Source organism: Bradyrhizobium sp. 18BD (genome assembly GCF_054185225.1).
Genome location: NZ_JAVAYL010000007.1, coordinates 245,950 through 265,472 on the forward strand (window position 1 = coordinate 245,950; position 19,523 = coordinate 265,472).

13 protein-coding genes are annotated in these 19,523 nt (G+C 63.7%); 4 read left to right on the forward strand and 9 right to left on the reverse strand.

From position 1 onward, the window contains the following. Positions 1 to 17: 17 nt before the first annotated feature. Positions 18 to 2,237: an acetate--CoA ligase family protein gene (locus tag RAD16_RS15530; RefSeq protein ID WP_458158755.1), complete on the forward strand. Its 2,220-nt coding sequence runs from the start codon at positions 18 to 20 to the stop codon at positions 2,235 to 2,237. A gap of 141 nt (positions 2,238 to 2,378) precedes the next feature. Next, positions 2,379 to 3,215 (forward strand): MlaD family protein, encoded by an 837-nt coding sequence (locus RAD16_RS15535; RefSeq protein ID WP_458158756.1) that lies wholly within the window; start codon positions 2,379 to 2,381, stop codon positions 3,213 to 3,215. Between the two features lie 42 nt (positions 3,216 to 3,257). Here the strand turns inward: RAD16_RS15535 and RAD16_RS15540 are convergent, their stop codons facing one another. From RAD16_RS15540 to urtA, 9 genes are all read right to left on the reverse strand, one after another. Continuing rightward, the gene (locus RAD16_RS15540) at positions 3,258 to 6,290 is read right to left on the reverse strand and encodes an autotransporter outer membrane beta-barrel domain-containing protein (protein WP_458158836.1); all 3,033 of its coding nucleotides are present in this window, start codon (positions 6,288 to 6,290) and stop codon (positions 3,258 to 3,260) included. A gap of 858 nt (positions 6,291 to 7,148) precedes the next feature. Next, complete coding sequence (locus RAD16_RS15545) at positions 7,149 to 8,189, reverse strand: aliphatic amidase (RefSeq protein WP_458158757.1); 1,041 nt, start codon at positions 8,187 to 8,189, stop codon at positions 7,149 to 7,151. A gap of 32 nt (positions 8,190 to 8,221) precedes the next feature. Continuing rightward, on the reverse strand, positions 8,222 to 8,599 hold the full coding sequence (locus RAD16_RS15550) for an FmdB family zinc ribbon protein (RefSeq protein WP_458158758.1): 378 nt from the start codon (positions 8,597 to 8,599) through the stop codon (positions 8,222 to 8,224). A gap of 92 nt (positions 8,600 to 8,691) precedes the next feature. Beyond that, positions 8,692 to 9,921: a formamidase gene (fmdA, locus tag RAD16_RS15555; RefSeq protein ID WP_018316778.1), complete on the reverse strand. Its 1,230-nt coding sequence runs from the start codon at positions 9,919 to 9,921 to the stop codon at positions 8,692 to 8,694. A gap of 28 nt (positions 9,922 to 9,949) precedes the next feature. Then, complete coding sequence (gene urtE, locus RAD16_RS15560) at positions 9,950 to 10,639, reverse strand: urea ABC transporter ATP-binding subunit UrtE (RefSeq protein WP_326896436.1); 690 nt, start codon at positions 10,637 to 10,639, stop codon at positions 9,950 to 9,952. Positions 10,640 to 10,707: 68 nt separating this feature from the next. Next, positions 10,708 to 11,463 (reverse strand): urea ABC transporter ATP-binding protein UrtD, encoded by a 756-nt coding sequence (gene urtD / locus RAD16_RS15565; protein WP_100235890.1) that lies wholly within the window; start codon positions 11,461 to 11,463, stop codon positions 10,708 to 10,710. 118 nt (positions 11,464 to 11,581) lie between these two features. Beyond that, positions 11,582 to 12,724: an urea ABC transporter permease subunit UrtC gene (urtC, locus tag RAD16_RS15570; protein ID WP_458158759.1), complete on the reverse strand. Its 1,143-nt coding sequence runs from the start codon at positions 12,722 to 12,724 to the stop codon at positions 11,582 to 11,584. Positions 12,725 to 12,742: 18 nt separating this feature from the next. After that, complete coding sequence (gene urtB, locus RAD16_RS15575) at positions 12,743 to 13,669, reverse strand: urea ABC transporter permease subunit UrtB (RefSeq protein WP_458158760.1); 927 nt, start codon at positions 13,667 to 13,669, stop codon at positions 12,743 to 12,745. Positions 13,670 to 13,804: 135 nt separating this feature from the next. Beyond that, complete coding sequence (urtA, locus tag RAD16_RS15580; protein WP_458158761.1) at positions 13,805 to 15,064, reverse strand: urea ABC transporter substrate-binding protein; 1,260 nt, start codon at positions 15,062 to 15,064, stop codon at positions 13,805 to 13,807. Between the two features lie 171 nt (positions 15,065 to 15,235). Here urtA and RAD16_RS15585 point away from each other — a divergent pair, with 171 nt between their 5' ends. Then, a complete protein-coding gene (locus RAD16_RS15585; RefSeq protein WP_458158762.1) occupies positions 15,236 to 18,607 on the forward strand; it encodes a hybrid sensor histidine kinase/response regulator in 3,372 nt (1,123 codons plus the stop codon). Further along, the gene (locus RAD16_RS15590) at positions 18,591 to 19,517 is read left to right on the forward strand and encodes a response regulator (protein ID WP_458158763.1); all 927 of its coding nucleotides are present in this window, start codon (positions 18,591 to 18,593) and stop codon (positions 19,515 to 19,517) included. Before RAD16_RS15585 ends, RAD16_RS15590 begins: the two co-directional genes overlap by 17 nt. Positions 19,518 to 19,523: the final 6 nt, after the last annotated feature.

A 19,523-nucleotide genomic window follows, 5' to 3' on the forward strand; every position in this document is an offset into this window, starting at 1 on the left:
ACAGGTGAGGTCACGCCATGGAAGCCCAGGTACGTGCTGCGTCGGTTTCTTCACGCCCTTGGTCTCCAGCGCCTGACGCGAGCGACATCGTCAAACGCATCCACGCCATGCTGCACCCGCACAACATCGTGCTGGTGGGCGCAACCGACAAGCCCGGCAATTATGCCGAGCGCATTTGGAACAATCTGGTCAAATACGGCTACGAGGGCGGGCTCTATCCGGTCAACGCCAAGCGCGAGACCATCTGGGGCGTTCCCTGCTTCAAGGACTTTGCCAGCCTGCCGGAAAAGCCCGACCACGTGCTAGTGCTGGTGCCGGCGCGCTCTGCGGTGCAGGTGATCCGCGATGCCGCCGCGGCCGGCGCGCGGTCGGCCACCATCGTCACCTCGGGCTTCAGCGAATTGCAGGACGAGGAGAGCCAGCGGCTCGCCGCCGAATTGCAAGCCGCGATCCGCGAGACGGGGCTCGCCGTCACGGGGCCGAACTGCCTCGGCAATTTGAGCGCCGGCGAAAAGCTCTTCACCAATATCGACGACCGCATCGTCACCATGGAGCAGGGTGCGGTAGCGATCGCCGGGCAATCCGGCGCCATCGTGATGGCGATCCGCCAGGCGCTGGAGGATCGCGGCGTCGGCGTCGGCTACATGGTGACGACAGGCAACGAGGCCGGGCTCGAGACGCCGGACCTGATGCGCTATTTCGCCGAGGATCCGAGCATCAACGTGATCGTGGTCTATCTCGAGGGCGTGCGCAACACCAAGGCGTTTCGCGACGCCTGCAAGGCTGCGCGCGCCGCGAGCAAGCCGGTGATCGCGCTCAAGCTCGGCGCATCCGAAGGCGGCCGCGCGGCGGCGATGGCGCATACCGGCGCGCTGGCGGGCTCGATCGAGACCTTCGATGCCATTGCAACGCGCGAGGGCGTGATCCGCGTCAGCGGCCTCGACGAGCTGATCGAGACCACCGAATGCTTCGTCCACTCGGCCGTCCCCAAGGGCGACCGGCTCGCCGCGGTCACGCTATCCGGCGGCAAGCGCGGCATGCTGATCGACGCCTTCTACGCCGAAGGCCTGAATTTTGCGCCACTGAGCCCGCATGTCAGCGCGGAGCTGGCAAAAATGCTCGGACCGGGCTCGATCGTCGGCAATCCGCTCGACGCCGGCTTCGCCGCGGTGGTCGATCCCTCCGTCTACATGAAGTCGATCAAGCTGATGATCGACGACCCCGATATCGACATCGTCATCGTAGATGCCGAGTTTCCAAAAGTGCCGCACGAGCTGCGCGAGCGCAATCTGCGGATCGTCAACGAGATGGCGAGCCAGGCTGCGAAGCCGGTGATCTACATCAGCGCGATGTCGATCGGCTTCACCGAATTCACCAAAGGCTTGCGCAAGTCGCTGCCGCATCTCGCGGTGATGCAGGGCATGGACCGCGCGGTGACCGCGATCAAGTCGCTGCTCGCCTATGCCAGGCTGCGCAAGGAGGTGCCCGACATCGTCTCCAGCTCGAAACCGGCCGCACGCGCGGTGCTGGAGAAGGCGCTGAAAGCCGCGAACGGCGCCGCGCTCGACGAAATCGCCTCGAAGAAGCTGCTGAAGGCCTATGGCATCCCGATCTCGAAGGAGGCGATCGCGCAGACCGCGGCGGAGGCTGCGAAGATCGCCAGGCAGATTGGCTTTCCGGTCGTGGCAAAAGTCGTCAGCGCCGAGATCCTGCATAAATCCGATATCGGCGGCGTGGTGCTGAACCTCAACACCGCCACTGAGGTGAAGAAAGCATTTTCCGACATCACCGCGCGGGTGGCAAAGCTGAAGGGCAAGCCGAAGCTCGACGGCATTTTGATCGCACAGCAGGTCAAGGCCGATCTCGAGCTCGTGGTCGGCGCCTCGCTGGATGCCGAGATGGGGCCGGTCGTGCTGTTCGGCACCGGCGGCATCGACATCGAGCTGATGAAGGACGTCGCGCTCGCGGGCGCGCCGCTCGACGAAGCCGAGGCGCGGCTGCTGATCGGCCGCACCAAGGCCGGCATCAAGATGCGCGGCTATCGCGGCAAGCCGGCCCTGCACGAGAGCTCAGCCGTGAAGGCGCTGGTCGGCCTGTCCAATCTGATCGCGGATGCCGGCGACCGGATCGCCTCGATCGACATCAACCCGTTCCTGATCAACGCCAGGACGGGCGTGGCGGTCGATGCCCTGATCGTGCTGAACAACGCTGCGGCAAAACGCGCTGCAGAGCATTGAGGCGGTAAGGCGGATTAGCGCAGCGTAATCCGCCAATTCCATCCATCCAGGCGCGAGGCGTTGGCGGGTTACACTTCGCTAACCCGCCCTACGTACCATTGCATCCTTTCCACCTCCCCGCTTTGGCCGTAGAATCGCCTGATGGCACGCGCGAGCAATCTTGTGATCGGAACGGCGACGCTGGCGGCGATTGCCGTGGCGTTCGGCGGTATGCTCGGCGTGCAGAAATGGCGCACCATCCAGAGCCGCAGCCAATTGCGCGTGGTGTTCGAGGGCGGTTCCGCCAGCGGCTTGCGGCGCGGCGGGCCAGTCAATTTCGACGGCGTGCCCGCGGGCCAGATCCTGTCGATCAAGCTGGACAATCCGCGCAAGATCGTGGTGCTGGTGATGCTCGACAACACCGCACCGATCCGCGAGGACACCGCCGCAGGCATCGAGTTCCAGGGGCTCACCGGTGTCGCCGCGATTTCGCTGATCGGCGGCGCGCCCTCAGCCCCGCCGGTGCCGCTGGACTCCGACGGCATCCCCGTGCTGACCGCCGATCTCAGCGACGCCGAATCCATCGTCGACACTTTGCACAGTGTCGACCGCTCGATCGTGAGCAACGCCCCTGCGATCAAGGAAGGCCTGCGCACCTTCGAGGACACCACCGGCGACCTCAGGAGCAAGGGCGATGAGATCGATTCCGTCATGGCCAAGGTCGACACCGCCTTTGCGGGCTTCGACAAGGCGGTCACCAAGATCGAGAGCGTGGTGCCCGGTTTCGTCGACGGCAAGGCCGACGAGTTGTTCGAGAAGATCAAGGGATTGCACGAGCTCGCCGACACCATGAAGAAGAAATCGGCGAGCTTCCTCGAGGACACCCGCCGCAGCCTGCTCGACGTCAGCGAGGCCGCCAACAAGATGGCCGGCACGCCCTCTTCGCCTGCGGCAGCCGCCCCGCGCCCGCCGCGCAAGCCTCCGCAGAAGAAGCAGTGATGCACGTCCTTATCCGCCTCTGGAGGCGGAGGGTCGCCCGCCTCACCACGCGTAGCGGACGACGCCCTTGCCGGCGTAGGAGCGGGTGACGTTCGAGAACTCGCCCTCGAAGGTCGCGGACGCGGACCAGCCGTTCATCCAGTTCACCTGCAGCGCCGCCGTGGTCAGCGCAGAATCGCGCGCCTGCGCGGCGCCGTTCACGACGAAGGCCGCGCCCGGCAGCGTCTGGAACACGGCACCGATGGTGCGGTCCGGATTGAAGTCATGCGCCCAGGCGAGACGACCTCGCAGGGTCATCAGGCCGCCGGCCGCGGCGAACGATTTGTCCGCGCGCAGACCGAGCTCGGTGCGGGTGCTGGTCACGTCCTTGGCGGCATAGTTGAGCGCAAAGGCGTTGCTGCCGACCACCGCGAACTCCGAATAGTTCGGCAGGCTGAACAGGGTGGCCTGGGCCGCAGCATAGGGCGTCAGCCCGATCCATTGCGTCGCATAGCGATAACCGCCCTCGACGCGGCCCGAGAACGCGTTGGCGTTGAACTGCGCGCGAAGCCGATCGGTCCCGGCGACGGTGACGATGCGGTTGGTGGTGACATCCTGCCAGCCATAGGCCAGCGCGGCCGTGATATAGGCAGGTCCCGCCGTGTGACGTACGAAGGCGCCGGCCTGGAACAGGTCCGAACGGCCCCAGCCGAGCCCGTTGACGTTGAAGCCGGTGCCGCCGCCGGCGAGCGCGAAGCCGGCGATCGTCGAAGGCGAGAAGCGATAGTCGAGACCAACGGCAGTGCCATAGACGCTGCTGGTGGTGTTGTTCGAACCGATCACGGCGTTGCCGTCGGTGGCCTGCGAGCCGCCATAGCCGGCAGCCCACACATCCCAGCGCTGCTCGAATGCCGGCGGCGGCGCCTTGCGATGGATCGAGGCAAAGGCGCTACGCGCGCTCTTGTCCTGCGCGTTCTTGCCGGTTGCGGCATAGGCATTCGCGCCGGCGTCATCGGCATAAGGCGTCGCGCCGGCCTCGCCGCTCCGCCCCGAGCCGAACACATCGGTCAACAGGCTGAGGAACAGGTTCATCGCGTTGAAGGTCGTTTGTTGCGACCCTGTTCCCGATTCGCCGGAGGCCTGTGTGAGGCCGGCCGGCGAGAGCCCGGCGAAGGTACTGTTGATGCCGCCGTTGGCATTGAAGAAATTGACTAGCGTATTGGCGACGTTCGCCTGGTTGACGTTGAGTGCCGATTTCGCGCCATAGTCGAGCGCGAAGTTCAGGTAAACATTGCCCGCATCATAGCTGAGGCTCGCGGTGTAACTGGCCGCGCCGGGCACATCGACACCGCTGAAGGTGCCATTGCGCCCGCCCGCTGCGGTCAGGATGGTATATTGCTTCGCGAGGGTAGAGCCGGGTGCCACGCTCACTCCGACGGATCCAGACAGCGTCGCGGTCCCGGTCACGTTGGCGAGGCTCGATGTCGTGCCGTTGATGCCAATGAGATAGAGCGCGCCGGACTGGAAGGTCAGATTGCCGGACACTGTCATCGCCGTGCCCGGCGTACCGTTGCCTGGCAGGAAAATGCCGCCATTGGCGATCATGGTATTACCGACGGTGCCGACGCCCGTCAGCGCACCGCCGGCATTCACCGTGGTCAGGACCGACGACGCGATCGAGCCATCGACTTGCAGGATACCGCCATTGACGGTCGTGCTGCCGGTATAGGTGTTGACGCCGGACAGGACCAGCATACCCGCCCCGACCTTTTCGAGACTGCCCGGGCCCCGCCCACCGCAGCCGCACGGATTGGTGTCCGCGATCTCGCCGCTGACGATGGTCGACAGATTGTTGCCGCCGACCACCAGCGTGTTGCCGGCGCCGATGAAATAGGATCCGGAGCCCGCGATCGAGCCCACGGGAATGCGGCCGTCGCCGTTCGGCCCGAGGCTGCTTGAGAAATCGACAAAGCCGGTGCCATTGGTGATGAACTGCGCGCTGCCGCCGGTCGAGTTGTCGAAGAAGTAGACCGCACCGCCCGCATTGGTGGCGATGACCGCGTTGCCCGCAGTGGCGAAGGCATTGAAGTCGGTTTCGCCGCCATTGTTGTTGATGATGACGGCATTGCCCGCGGTCGGCGCGTCCGTGCCGAACGGCTGGCCGAACGAGGTAATTCCGCCCGTGTTGGTGATCTGCGCGCCCGCTGCCGACGATTGATCGGTGAACGCGGTTCCGCCGCCATTGCGGTTGGTGATGATGGCGGTACCGGCATTGGTCGACGCGGCAAAGATCGTGCCCGCACCATTGTTGTCGATATTGGCATTGCCGGCGGTCGCGGTGTCGGTGCCGCCGTTGTTTCCGAACACCGTGACGCTGCCGCCCCGGTTCCTGATCGTGGCGTTGCCGGCGCTGCTCGCATCGAAGAACCCAATCAAACCGACATTCTTGTTGATGATGGTCATCGTGCCGGCGGTCGTCGTATTCGTGAATGCGGTGAGGCCACCATCATTGGTCAGCGTCGTGATGCCCGAATTATTGGCGTTGACGAAGGCAAGGCGCCCTTCATTGGTGACGGCGCCTATGATCGAGGCCTTATGGGTGGAATCGCCGAGCACCAGGCTGCCGCAGGAGCAGATCAACGTGCCGCCGGTATAGGTGTTGGTGCCGAGCAGCGTGACGACGCCGACCCCACTGAACGTGCCATCCAACACCGTCAGCTTGCCGGGACCGTTGCCGTCACTGATGTTGCCGGCGATCGTCAGTACGGTGCCGTTGGCATCGATCGCGCCGCCGGCCAGCGTGTTGTTGATCCTGAAATGGTTGGCGATGGTCAGATCGGTGGTGCCGTCGGCCTGAAACAAGCCGCCGTCCAGCGTCACCGCGCCGGTACCGACCGCGCTGTTATCGCCAACCTGCAAGATGCCGTCGGAGATCGTGGTACCGCCCGTATAGGTGTTGGCGGCGGTCAACGTCAGCGTGCCCGTGCCGATCTTGACTAGCGAGCCGCCCGTGAAACCGCTGCCGTCGGAAATGATGCCGTTAACCGCCGTCGAAAGGTTGTTGCTGCCGACGGTCAGTTGGTTCTGGCCGAACATGAATGTCCCGCTGCCGGCGATCGAGCCGACAGTCAGCTTGTGATCATTGCTGGCCCCCGACGTGAACTCGAAATGGACGTTCGCAAGCGACCCCACATTCGTGATCGCGGCGCCCGCAGGGGAGCTCTTGTTGAAGAATTCAACCGAGCCGGTATTGGTTATGTCGGCACTTCCGGCGTCGCTCGTGTTGTAGAACAAGAATGAAAAATTGTTGGTGATGCTGGCCGCGCCCGCGGAGCTCGAATTATTGAACTGGAGGATCCCGTCGCTGATGATGGTGGCGCTGCCGCCGTTGACCGTGATGCCCGCGCCATTGAAAAAGAGCGCGCCGACAACATTCGACGTAAACGTATAGTTGGACGCTGCCGCGCTGAAGGTCCAGCCATCGAGGTTGGCGACCGTCGAGAGCGAAATATTGGTATTCGCCGACGCGCCAAAGGTTGCGGTGCCGGTCGGCACAATACCCGGGGTCCAGTTGGACGACGTCGAATAATTGCTGTTCGCCGCGCTGGGGGTGCCGCCGACCCAGGTGGCGTCCTGCGCCGACACTGGCGGGACTGCGATCACCAGGAGCGCCGTCGATACGGTCGCCACGCATATCGTCCCCGGCCGAACCCGGCCCGGTCTGGTCAATCGAAAACGCACGCCCCAACCCCATTCCCTTGAGCGCTCTGCGGCGCTACGCGGGCGATGGTTAGCACGTCGTGTTCCGTAGTTTTGCGGTTATGTTTCCAAATCTTGCCGCGCTGCCCGGAAAACGGGAACTTTCAGGCTCGGTGTTGTACCCGCGCAACGCTTATTCGGCAGCCCTCCGCAACCTGAGCAAGATTCCGCCGAGCCCCGGGGGACGACAGTGCCTCAATAATTACTCGGCCCCGCCTCGTTCGGGATGCCGTCGATCGGGCACTCGTCGGTCCCCGGCGTCGAGCGGGTCATTGCCTCGACCATGTCGCGCGTACCCTCGGGGTCCTTGATCCAGTTCTTATAGAAATCATAGGGGCACGCCGCGACGCCGCGCGGGCTGTCGCCGGAATTGATCATGCCGGTGTAGCCGCGGTGGACCAGCTTGTAGAGATGGTTCTGTGACTGGCCGTTGCGGCGCGCATCGCGGATCAGATGCTTCGAGAGCTGGGCATACTGGATGCCGTAATCCTCCTCGCCACATTCGCCGAGCGTGCGGCCATCGAAGCCGATGATCGCGGAGTGGCCGAAATAGGAGTAGACGCCGTCGAAGCCGGCGGCATTGGCGACCGCGACATAGACGTTGTTGGCCCAGGCCATGGCCTTGGAAATCATGACTTGCTGCTCCTTGGCCGGATACATGTAGCCCTGGCAGCGTACGATCAATTCCGCACCCTTCATGGCGCAGTCACGCCAGATCTCCGGATAGTTGCCATCGTCGCAGATGATCAGGCTGACCTTGAGGCCCTTTGGTCCCTCGGAGACATAGGTGCAATTGCCGGGATACCAGCCTTCGATCGGCACCCAGGGCATGATCTTGCGGTACTTCTGGACGATCTCGCCCTTGTCGTTCATCAGGATCAGGGTGTTGTAGGGCGCCTTGTGCGGATGCTCCTCGTGGCGCTCGCCAGTCAGCGAGAACACGCCCCACACCTTGGCCTTGCGGCAGGCCTCGGCGAAGATCGCGGTTTCTTCGCCCGGCACCACGGACGCGGTCTCGTACATCTCCTTGGAGTCGTACATGATCCCTTGCGTCGAATATTCGGGGAAGATCACGAGGTCCATGCCGGGCAGGCCGACCTTCATGCCGACGATCATGTCGGCGATCTTGCGGGCGTTCTCGAGAACCTCGGCCTTGGTGTGCAGGCGAGGCATCTTGTAATTGACCACCGCGACGCCGACCGTGTCGTTGCTGCTGGAAATGTCGCCGTGAAGCATGTTGAGCGCTCCTGTCTTTTATTCGTTTGAGGTTAGTGACTGATCATCCAGGGCCGCGCGGTGGGAAAGCCCTTGGCGCCGCTGTTGGTCTTGGTCATCAGCCGCGCGGGCTTCTTCTTGTCCGTCGCGCTCTTGTCCTTGACCGTCTTGCCCGATGAGCAGCAGCCGCAACCGGGGCCGTGCGAAGCCTTGTATTGCGCGAGCGTCTGCGGCGCGTGTGAGCTGCGCTCGTTGACGGCGTGCGCTTTGCGCTTGTCCGCCGGCATGCAGAAGAAATTCGGTGCGGTCAGGATGACGCGCGGCGCCATCGTCTCGCAGTGCGGGCAGCTTTGCGGATCGTCGCATTCAGCCATTGGCCTGATGTCCTTGAACGGACCGCAATCGTCACAGAGATATTCATAGACCGGCATCGTTGATCCCTACGCATTTGATGACCGCGTGTGCGGAGACAGCCCCTCACCCCGACCCTCTCCCCGCAAGAACGGGGAGAGGGAGCGCGGCGTCATTTGTCCGGCGAGATCGGCATCTGGATATCGCCTGTGATGTGCTTGATGGGCCCTGCCGCCGACGGCATCACGTCGAAGTCGAAGATCTCGGTCGGCAGCCACAGCGTGGCGCAGGCATTGGGGACGTCGACGACGCCGGAGATGTGGCCCTGGCACGGCGCGGTGCCGAGGATCGAATAGGCCTGGGCGCCGGAGTAGCCGAACTTCTTCAGATACTCGATCGCATTCAAACACGCCTGGCGATAGGCGATGTGGACGTCGAGATAATGCTGCTTGCCGGCCTCGTCGACCGAGATGCCCTCGAAGATCAGATAGTCCTTATAATTCGGCGTGATCGGCGACGGCTTGAAGATCGGGTTCTTGATGCCGTATTTCGACATGCCGTCCTTGATCACCTCGACCTTCAGGTGCAGCCAGCCGGCCATCTCGATCGCACCGCAGAAGGTGATCTCGCCGTCGCCCTGGCTGAAGTGCAGGTCGCCCATCGAGAGACCGGCGCCGGGCACGTAGACCGGGAAGTAGATCTTCGAGCCGCGCGAGAGATCCTTGATGTCGCAATTGCCGCCATGCTCACGTGGCGGCACGGTGCGCGCACCCTCGGCGCCGATCTTGGCCTTGACGTCGCCCTTGGCGCGACCGCCATGGGCGGTCGCCGCGAACGGCGGATTGGCGAGACCGGGCACGCGGGTCGGGTTGGTCGAGATCAGCTCGGCCTCGCGCTTGTTCCAGGTCTCCAGCATCTTGGGATCGGGCAGACAACCGATCAGGCCGGGATGGATCAGGCCGGCGAAGTTGACGCCGGGCACGTGACGCGACGAGGTGTAGAGGCCCTTGATGTCCCAGATCGACTTCTGCGCCAGCGGGAAATGATCGGTGAGGAAGCCGCCGCCATTCTGCTTGGAGAAGAAGCCGTTGAAGCCCCAGAGGCTCTCCTTCATCGGACCGACGTCGAGCAGATCGACGACGAGGAGGTCGCCGGGCTCGGCGCCCTTGACGCCGATCGGACCGGACAGGAAGTGCACGATCGACAGGTCGATGTCGCGCACGTCGTCGGCGGAATCGTTGTTCTTGATGAAGCCGCCGGTCCAGTCATAGGTCTCGATGATGAAGTCGTCGCCGGGATTGACCCAGGCCACGATCGGGATGTCGGGGTGCCAGCGGTTATGCACCATGTCATTTTCGTAAGCCGACTTGGTGAGATCGACCTTGATCAGTGTCTCTGGCATCGAGATGCTCCCCTTTTACTACGGTTGGTTAGACGGACAGATATTTCGAGACCTGCGCGGCATCGACTGCATCGCGCGGATCGTCGCGCACGATCTCGCCGTTCTCGATCACCAGCACACGGTCGGCGATGTCGAGCGCGAAGCTCAGGACCTGTTCGGAGACGACGATCGACAACCCCTTCTCGTCGCGGATGCGCTTCAGCGTGCGCGCCATCTCCTTGATGATCGAAGGCTGGATACCTTCGGTCGGCTCGTCCAGCAGCAACACCTTCGGCTTGGTCGCGAGTGCGCGGGCGATCGCCAATTGTTGTTGTTGCCCGCCGGAGAGATTGCCGCCGCGGCGGCCCTTCATCTCCAGCAGCACGGGAAACAGCTCGTAGATGTCGCCGGGCACCTCGGCGCCGCCTGACACGACGAGGCCCGTTTCGATGTTCTCCTTCACCGTCATGGTGGAGAAGATCATGCGGCCCTGCGGCACATAGGCGAGGCCCTTGGCCACACGCTCATAGCTCTTGAGGCTGCCGAGCTCGGCGCCGTCCATGGTCACCGAGCCGCTCTTGGCCGGCAGGATGCCCATCAGCGATTTCATCAGCGTAGTCTTGCCCATGCCGTTGCGGCCCATGATCGCAACGATCTCGTTGGGCGCGACCTTGACGTTGAGCCCGTGCAGCACCTCGCTCTGGCCGTAAGCGACGTGGAGATCGGAAATAGCCAGCATCGTCACGTTCCTTATTTCTTGTGCATGATCTTGTCCGGAAACCGGACGCCACTTTCCGGGATCATGCGCTAATGCCCCAGATAGACTTCGACGACCTTGGGGTCGTTCTTCACCTTCTCCATGGTGCCTTCCGAGAGGATCTGGCCCTGGTGAAGCACGGTGACCTTGTGCGCGATGTCCTCGACGAACTTCATGTCGTGCTCGATCACCAGCACCGACCGGTTCTTGATGATGCGGTTGAGGAGCTCGGCGGTCTTGGCGCGCTCGGACACGCTCATGCCGGCGACGGGCTCATCCAGCATCAACAGGTCGGGGTCCTGGATCAGCAGCATGCCGATCTCGAGCCATTGCTTCTGGCCATGGCTGAGCAGATCGGCGTTCATGTTCAGCCGGTCCTTCAGGAAGATCATCTCCGCGACCTCGTGCACCCGGTCGCGCACCGCGGCGTCGCGGGTGAAGGTCAGCGCGCCGAACACGGAGCGCCCGCGCGGGTACGAGATCTCCAGATTCTCGAATACGGTGAGATCGTCGTAGATCGACGGGTTCTGGAATTTGCGCCCCACCCCGGTCTTGACGATCTCGTTCTCTCGCATCCGTGTCAGCTCCTTGCCGCGGAACTGGATCGAGCCTGATGTCGCTTTGGTCTTGCCGCAGATCAGGTCGAGCACGGTGGTCTTGCCGGCGCCGTTGGGGCCGATGATGACGCGGATCTCGTTCTCGTCGACGTAGAAGGAGAGATCGTTGACCGCCTTGAACCCGTCGAACGAGACGGTCAGGGCTTCGACGGCGAGCAGGAATTCCTTGGGCTGATGACCGACGAGCATGATCTATCTCCTCACTGCCAGCGTGGCATCGGCATCGCGATGACCGACGAGCATGATCTATCTCCTCACTGCCAGCGTGGCATCGGCATCGTGATGACCGACGAGCATGACGATCTCCTCACTCCGCCGGGGCGCCGTCGGCGACCGAGCTGTCGGTCCAGCCTTCGGGTTTCGGTTTGCGCGACGAGATCAGGCGATCGATGCGCGGCTGTACATAGTCGCCCCAAATCCCGGCAAGGCCGTTCGGGAAGGCCAGGACCACGGCGATGAACAGGCCGCCGAGGCCAAACAGCCACAATTCGGGGAAGGTCTCCGACAGGCTGGTCTTGGCGAAATTGACCAGCAGCGTGCCGTAGATGGCGCCGAGGATCGACAACCGGCCGCCGACCGCGGTGTAGATCACCATCTCGATCGACGGCACGATGCCGACGAAGGACGGCGACATGAAGCCGACGTTGAGCGCGAACATGGCGCCGCCGACCGCGGCGAAGACGGCGGCGATGCAGAAGGCGAAGATCTTGAAGTTCGCGACGCTGTAGCCGGAGAAGCGGACCCGGTCCTCCTTCTCGCGCATCGCGACCAGGATGCGCCCGAGCTTGGAGTGCCGGACGAACTGCGCGATCATGATGCAGACGAACAGGCAGCCGACCTCGAAGAAGTACAGCACGACCTTGGCGTGGTCCGGCCGGATGTCCCATCCCTTCAGGGTGCGCAGGTCGGTCATGCCGTTGATGCCGCCGGTGTAGCCCTGCTGGCCCACGATCAGGATGGTCAGGATCGCCGCGACCGCCTGGGTGATGATGGCGAAATAGGTACCGCCGACGCGGCGCTTGAACATCGCGGTGCCAATGATGAGAGCGAAGATGCCGGGCACGAGAATGATGGCGGCGATGGTGAAGGTGAGGCTGTTGAACGGCTTCCAGAAGAACGGCAGTGCCGTGATCTGATTCCAGTCCATGAAATCCGGAATGCCGGGGGTCGACTGGATCTTGGTGTTCTCGACGCTCGATGCCTCGAGCTTGAGGAACATCGCCATGCAGTAGCCGCCGAGGCCGAAGAACACGCCCTGGCCGAGGCTCAGGATGCCGCCATAGCCCCAGCAGATCACCAGTCCGAGCGCGACGAAGGCATAGGTCAGATATTTTGCGACCAGGTTGAGCCGGAAGACGTCCAGCGTGAGCGGCAGGACCACCACGAGGAAGACCGCGAGCACCAGAATTCCGATCAGCTCCGATCGATTGAAGAACCGATTGTCGGTCATAACATCAGCCCCACTTTCTCACTTGCGGACCTTGAGGGCGAACAGCCCCTGCGGCCGCAGCATCAGGATTCCGACAACGGCGAGCAGCGTCAGCACCTTGGCCATCGAGCCGGACATGAAGAACTCGAGGGTCGATTGCGTCTGCGAGATCGAGAAGGCCGAGGCGATGGTGCCGAGCAGGCTCGCGGCGCCGCCGAACACGACCACCAGGAAGGTGTCGACGATGTAGAGCTGTCCGGAGGTCGGCCCGGTCGAGCCGATCATGGTGAAGGCGCTGCCGGCGACACCGGCGATGCCGCAACCGAGGCCGAAGGTGTAACGATCGACTTTCTCGGTGTTGATGCCGACCGCGCCGGCCATGATGCGGTTCTGTACGACGGCGCGCACCTGGCGGCCCCAGCGCGACTTGTACATCACGTAGGCGACGGAGATCGTGATCAGCACGGTCAGGCACATCACGAAGACGCCGTTGATCGGCACTTCGATGCTGTCGGTGACGTGCAGCGACCCGAGCATCCATTGCGGCAGATCGACACCGACCTCGCGTGCGCCGAACACGGAGCGATAGGCCTGCTGCAGCATCAGACTGAGGCCCCAGGTGGCGAGCAGCGTATCCAGCGGGCGCTTGTAGAGGTGCCGGATCAGCGCCCATTCCACCAGCATCCCCAGTGCCCCGGATGCGACGAAGGCCAATATCATCGCGAGGAAGAAGTAGCCGCCGAACAGGCTCGGCATGTAGCTCTGGAACAGATTGGAGGTCATCCAGGTGACGTAGGCACCGAGGATCATGAACTCGCCATGGGCCATGTTGATGACGCCCATCTGGCCGAAGATGATGGCAAGCCCGAGCGCCATCAGGACGTAGACCGAGAACAGGATCAGTCCTGCAAAACCCTGCATGACGAAGATCGAGCCAAGATCACCAAGCGAGTAGTCGCCGAACATCGATGTCCTCCGTCGGGGATAAGGGTCCCGCGTCGCGATGCAGGCTCGCGACGCGGGGGTCTTGGGCGTGGGTTTGCTGTCCACGCCAGGGAGAGGCTGAACTTTTGAGGGAGGCCGCGACTGACGCGGTGTCTCTTACTGGTAGCCCTTCGGGAACGGATCGGGCTCGACGAGATCGGCGGTCTCGTAGATCAGCTCGAACTGGCCATCGAGCTTGGCGCGGCCCACCCGGGTCTTCGACCAGAGGTGATGGTTCTCGTGGATGCGCACATAGCCTTCCGGCGCGCCCTTGAACTCGACGCCGGGCGAGGCCGCCGCGATCTTGTCGACGTCGAAGGAGCCGGCCTTCTCCACCGTCAACTTCCACAGCCACGGGCCGAGATAGGCAGCCTGGGTGACGTCTCCGATCACGGTCTTTTCGCCCCAGGCCTTCTTGAACGCCGGCACGAACGCCTTGTTGTTGGGATTGTCGAGCGACTGGAAGTACTTCATGCAGGCATAGGCGCCCGCGATGTTCTCGCCGCCGATGCCGTCGATTTCGTCCTCGGTGACCGAGATGGTCAGCAGCGGCTGCTTGGCGAGGTCGATGCCGGCGGCCTTGAGCTGCTTGTAGAAGGCGACGTTCGAGCCGCCGACGACGTCGGTGAAGATCACGTCGGGCTTGGTCAGCTTGATCTTGTTGATGACCGAGTTGAACTGGGTCGAGCCGAGCGCGTAGTACTCTTCGCCGACGACCTTGCCCTTCAGCACGTTCTCGACGTGCTTGCGCGCGATCTTGTTCGAGGTGCGCGGCCAGATGTAGTCGGAGCCGATGAAGAAGAACGATTTCGCGCCCTTCTCCTTGGCGATCCAGTTCAGGCCGGCGAGAATCTGCTGGGTCGCTTCCTGGCCGGTGTAGATGACGTTCTTGGACTGCTCGAGGCCTTCGTAGAAGGTCGGGTAATAGAGCATGCCGTTATACTGCTCGACGACCGGCAGCACTGCCTTGCGCGAGGCCGAGGTCCAGCAGCCCATGATCGCCGCGACCTTGTCGTTGACCAGCAGCTTCTTGGCCTTCTCGGCGAAGGTCGGCCAGTCGCTGGCGCCGTCTTCCTGGATGAACTTGATCTTGCGCCCGAGCACGCCGCCGGCGGCGTTGATCTGCTCGATGGCGAGCTTTTCGGCTTCGATCGAGCCGGTCTCGGAGATCGCCATGGTGCCGGTCGCCGAGTGCAGAATGCCGACCGTGACCTCGGTGTCGGTGACCGCGAGGCCCGTGGTGTTGACCGCCGAAGTCGCAGGGGCCTGCGCAAAAGATGCGCGCGGCAGCATTGTCATGGCCGGCACAGCGGCCATTCCCATCAATAGTTTGCGCCGGAGTGGCGACAACAGGCCCTTGTTTGCTTCGTCTGACATGAGCACCCCACTGTTTGTTCGAGGACACGCGATTGGTGCCGTGAGGATGGCTCGAATTTGTGCAGCGCAAGCATACGCAAGATCGCGTATACTGCACCGCAAAATACCGACGTAGGCTTTTGGTACGGGATTTGCGAGGGCTCCGGGTCCATATCGGGAGTGGAGTAAAGCGTGGCAGGGCGGCAGCGAATAGACCGCGTCAGGCGCCAGTACAACCAATGGGTCGCCAACCAGACGCTGGAAGACTACGCGCTGCGCTTCACCGCCAAGGGCGCGCGACGCTGGTCCGCCGCCCGCGTCGCCAACACCGCGCTTGGTGCCATCTCCTTCCTGGTGCTGGAGGCGATCGGCGGCACCATCACCCTCAATTACGGCGTCACCAACGCCACCGCGGCGATCCTCGTCGTCTCGACCATCATCTTCTGCTGCGGCGTGCCGATTGCCTATTATGCCGCGAAATGCGGCATCGACATCGACCTGCTGACCCGTGGCGCCGGCTTCGGCTATATCGGCTCGACCGTGACGTCGCTGATCTATGCCTCCTTCACCTTCATCTTCTTCGCGGTCGAGGCGGTGATCCTGGCGACCGCGCTGGAGATGTGCCTGGGAATTCCGCGCCCGATCGGCTACCTCATCAGCGCGGTCGCGATCATCCCGCTCGTGACCTACGGCATCACGCTGATCAGCCGCTTCCAGCTCTGGACGCAGCCGCTCTGGATCGTCCTGCACATCCTGCCGTTCATCGCGATCGCCTGGGCCAGCCCGCACTCCTTCACGGAATGGCAGAAATTCTCCGGTGAGCACGGTGATCTCGGCGGCCATTTCGATCTGTTGCTGTTCGGTGTCGCATCCTCCGTCGTGTTCTCGCTGGTGGCCCAGATCGGCGAGCAGGTGGACTTCCTCAGGTTTCTGCCGCGCGACCGCCGCGCCTCGAAGGCGTCATGGTGGATCGCGCTGATGAGCGCCGGGCCGGGCTGGATCGTGCTCGGCGCGCTGAAACTGATGGCCGGCTCGTTCCTCGCCTTCTTTGCGCTGAGCCACGGCATCCCGCCCGAGGAGGCTGCCGAGCCTGCGCATATGTACCTCGTGGCCTTTCGCTATGTGCTGTCGGAGCCGGACCTCGCGCTGGCGCTGACCGGCATCTTCGTGGTGCTGTCGCAGATCAAGATCAACGTCACCAACGCCTATGCCGGCTCGATTGCCTGGTCGAATTTCTTCTCGCGCCTGACCCATAGCCATCCCGGACGCGTCGTCTGGCTGGTGTTCAACGTGATGGTGGCGCTGCTGCTGATGGAGATCGGTGTCTACAAGGCCCTGGAGCAGACGCTCGCGCTCTACTCCAACGTCGCGATCGCCTGGGTCGGCGCGCTGGTCTCCGACCTCGTGATCAACAAGCCGCTCGGCCTGCGTCCGCCGCAAATGGAGTTCAAGCGCGCGCATCTCTACGACATCAACCCGGTCGGTGTCGGCGCGATGACGCTCGCGATCATCGTCTCGATCGCGGCATTCTATGGCCTGTTCGGCCCGACCATGAAGGCGCTCGCCGCCTTCGTCGCGCTGACGGTCGCCTTCGTCACCGCGCCCGTCATCGCCTGGCTGACGGACGGGAAGTTCTACATCGCCCGCAAGCCGAAGAAGAGCTGGGCCAATATCGAGGCGATCCAGTGCTGTATCTGCGAGCACAGCTTCGAGCCCGAGGACACCACCTCCTGCCCCGCTTATGCCGGCCCGATCTGCTCGCTTTGCTGTTCGCTGGACGCGCGCTGCCACGATCTCTGCAAGCCGCACGGGCGCGCGCAGGTGCAATTCTCCGAGGCGCTCGGCAAGATCCTGCCGCAGCCGATCTATCAGCGGATCAACTCGCAGTTCGGCCATTACGTCGGCGTGTTCGTGATCTCCGCCGGCCTCGTCGCGCTGGTGCTGGGGCTGATCTACCTCCAGACCTCGGCGAGCGTGCATGGCGAGAACATGCTGGTCTCCAACGTGCTGTGGAAGGTGTTCTTCTCGCTCAGCATCATCATCGGCGTGGTGGCTTGGCTGTTCGTGCTGGCGCAGCAGAGCCGCCGCGCCGCCGAGGCCGAGACCCGGCGGCAAACCGCACTGCTGATCCAGGAGATCGACGCGCACAAGCGCACCGACGCCGAGCTGCAGCGCGCCAAGGAAGTTGCCGAATCCGCCAATCTCGCCAAGAGTCGCTACGTCGTCGGCCTCAGCCACGAGCTACGCTCGCCGCTGAACGCGATCAGCGGCTATGCGCAGCTACTGGAGCAGGATTCGACGCTTCTCACCAAGCCGCGCGACCAGGTCCGCGTCGTCCGCCGCAGCGCCGACCATCTCTCCGGCCTGATCGACGGCATCCTCGACATCTCCAAGATCGAGGCGGGACGGCTGTATCTGTCGCGCGACGAGGTGCGCCTCAGCGACTTCCTCGACCAGCTCGTCGGCATGTTCCGCCTTCAGGCCGCCGCCAAGGGCATCGACTTCGTGTTCAGGCGGCCGGCGACATTGCCGACGGTGGTCTATGCCGATGAGAAGCGGCTGCGCCAGGTGCTGATCAATTTGCTCTCCAACGCCATAAAATTCACCCAGACCGGCAGCGTGCAGTTCGTGGTGCACTATCGCAGCCCCGTTGCCGAGTTCGAGGTGATCGACACCGGCCCCGGCATCCAGGGCGACGATCTCGAGCGCATCTTCGCGCCGTTCGAGCGCGGCGCGCTCGGCGTCTCGCAGCCGCAGACCGGCACGGGCCTCGGCCTCACCATCAGCCGGCTGCTCGCCGGCGTCATGGGCGGCGACATCAAGGTGACGAGCAGGGTCGGTACCGGCAGCACGTTCAAGGTCAAGATCCTGCTGTCGGAGGTCATTAATCCGCAGCGCATCGCTCCGGTGGAGGCGCCGGTGTCCGGCTATCATGGCGCGCGCAAGACCATCCTCATCACCGACGACGATCCCGTCCATCGCGACCTCTTGCGCGAGGTGCTGGCGCCGCTCGGCTTCATCCTGCTCAGCGCCCCCGACGGCGCCGGCTGCCTCGCGCTGGCGCAACATTGCCGGCCCGACCTGTTCCTGCTCGATATCTCCATGCCCGCCATGGACGGCTGGGCCGTGGCGGAGGCGTTGCGTGCGAGCGGCCATCACCAGGCCCGCATCCTGATGGTATCGGCGAGCGCCCTGGAGGCTCACGGCACGCCGCTGGCGCAGCCCTTCCACGACGGTTATCTGATGAAGCCGATCGACATCCCGCGGCTGCTGGAGACGATCCGCCAGCTTCTCAAGCTCGAATGGCAATACGGTTCGGACGAGATCGCGGTGCCGTTCTGGCGGCCGGAGAGCGGATCGAAGCCGCCGCTGCGCCATGTCGAGGCGCTGATCGGGCTCGGCCAGATCGGTTACGTCAAGGGCATCCAGCTGAAGCTCGACGAGATCGGCAGCGAGCATCCTGAACATGCCGATTTCGTCGCGCAGATGCGCTCACTCGTCGATAGCTTCGATCTCGACCAGTACATGGCCACATTGAAGACGTTGCATGCTTATGAGCATTGAGCCGAAAAAGCGCGACGTCGCGCTCGTTGTCGATGACTCCCCCGAGACGCTGCGGCTGCTCACCGACGCGCTCGACGGCGCCGGCATGACGGTGATGGTGGCGCTCGACGGCGCGGCCGCGATGCGCATCGTCGACCAGATCACGCCCGACATCGTACTGCTGGATGCCGTGATGCCCGGCATGGACGGGTTCGAGACCTGCCGCCGCCTCAAGCGCGACACAGGTCTCGCCAATGTCCCCGTGATCTTCATGACCGGTCTTGCCGAGACCGAGCACATCGTCCGCGGGCTGGACGCCGGCGGTGTCGACTATGTGACCAAGCCGATCGTGATCGAGGAGATGCTGGCCCGCATCCGCGTCCATCTCGGCAACGCCCGCCTGACCCAGAGCGCCCGCACCGCGCTCGACGTCTCCGGCCGCTTCCTGTTCGCGGTCAACCGGCAAGGTCACATTCTGTGGGCGACGCCGCAGGCGCAAAAGCTGCTGGCCGATCATCACGGTGCGCAGGCCGACGACTTCGTCCTGCCGCCGTCGCTACTGCAATGGCTGGAGCAGGTGAAGGGCAAGGGCAGCTCGAAGTCGCAAGCCGCCTCCCTGCCCGACAATCCGCAGCTCCGGTTCTATTACATGGGCGAAACCGCGCCGAACGAGTTCCTGCTGCGGCTGTCCAGGGAAGCCGGCACGGCGCCGCCGCCGGAGTTCACCAGCGAGCTCGGCCTCACCACCCGCGAAGGCGAAGTGCTGGCCTGGCTCAGCAAGGGTAAGACCAACCGCGACATCGCGCAGATTCTGGGATTAAGCCCCCGCACGGTCGACAAGCATCTGGAGCAGATCTACGCCAAGCTCGGCGTGGAGAACCGGACCGCGGCGGCCGCAATTGCCACGAATGCGACGCGGAGGAATTCTTAAGCCCGC

Excerpts from the sequence above, each read along its gene's own strand:
- RAD16_RS15535 (WP_458158756.1), top strand. The coding sequence starts at position 2,379 with ATGGCACGCGCGAGCAATCTTGTGATCGGAACGGCGACGCTGGCGGCG.
- RAD16_RS15590 (WP_458158763.1), top strand. The coding sequence starts at position 18,591 with ATGCTTATGAGCATTGAGCCGAAAAAGCGCGACGTCGCGCTCGTTGTC.
- RAD16_RS15540 (WP_458158836.1), bottom strand. The coding sequence starts at position 6,290 with ATGTTCGGCCAGAACCAACTGACCGTCGGCAGCAACAACCTTTCGACG.
- urtC (WP_458158759.1), bottom strand. The coding sequence starts at position 12,724 with ATGACCGACAATCGGTTCTTCAATCGATCGGAGCTGATCGGAATTCTG.
- fmdA (WP_018316778.1), bottom strand. The coding sequence starts at position 9,921 with ATGCCAGAGACACTGATCAAGGTCGATCTCACCAAGTCGGCTTACGAA.
- RAD16_RS15550 (WP_458158758.1), bottom strand. The coding sequence starts at position 8,599 with ATGCCGGTCTATGAATATCTCTGTGACGATTGCGGTCCGTTCAAGGAC.
- RAD16_RS15530 (WP_458158755.1), top strand. The coding sequence starts at position 18 with ATGGAAGCCCAGGTACGTGCTGCGTCGGTTTCTTCACGCCCTTGGTCT.
- RAD16_RS15545 (WP_458158757.1), bottom strand. The coding sequence starts at position 8,189 with ATGCTTCACGGCGACATTTCCAGCAGCAACGACACGGTCGGCGTCGCG.
- urtA (WP_458158761.1), bottom strand. The coding sequence starts at position 15,064 with ATGTCAGACGAAGCAAACAAGGGCCTGTTGTCGCCACTCCGGCGCAAA.
- urtD (WP_100235890.1), bottom strand. The coding sequence starts at position 11,463 with ATGCTCGTCGGTCATCAGCCCAAGGAATTCCTGCTCGCCGTCGAAGCC.
- urtB (WP_458158760.1), bottom strand. The coding sequence starts at position 13,669 with ATGTTCGGCGACTACTCGCTTGGTGATCTTGGCTCGATCTTCGTCATG.
- urtE (WP_326896436.1), bottom strand. The coding sequence starts at position 10,639 with ATGCTGGCTATTTCCGATCTCCACGTCGCTTACGGCCAGAGCGAGGTG.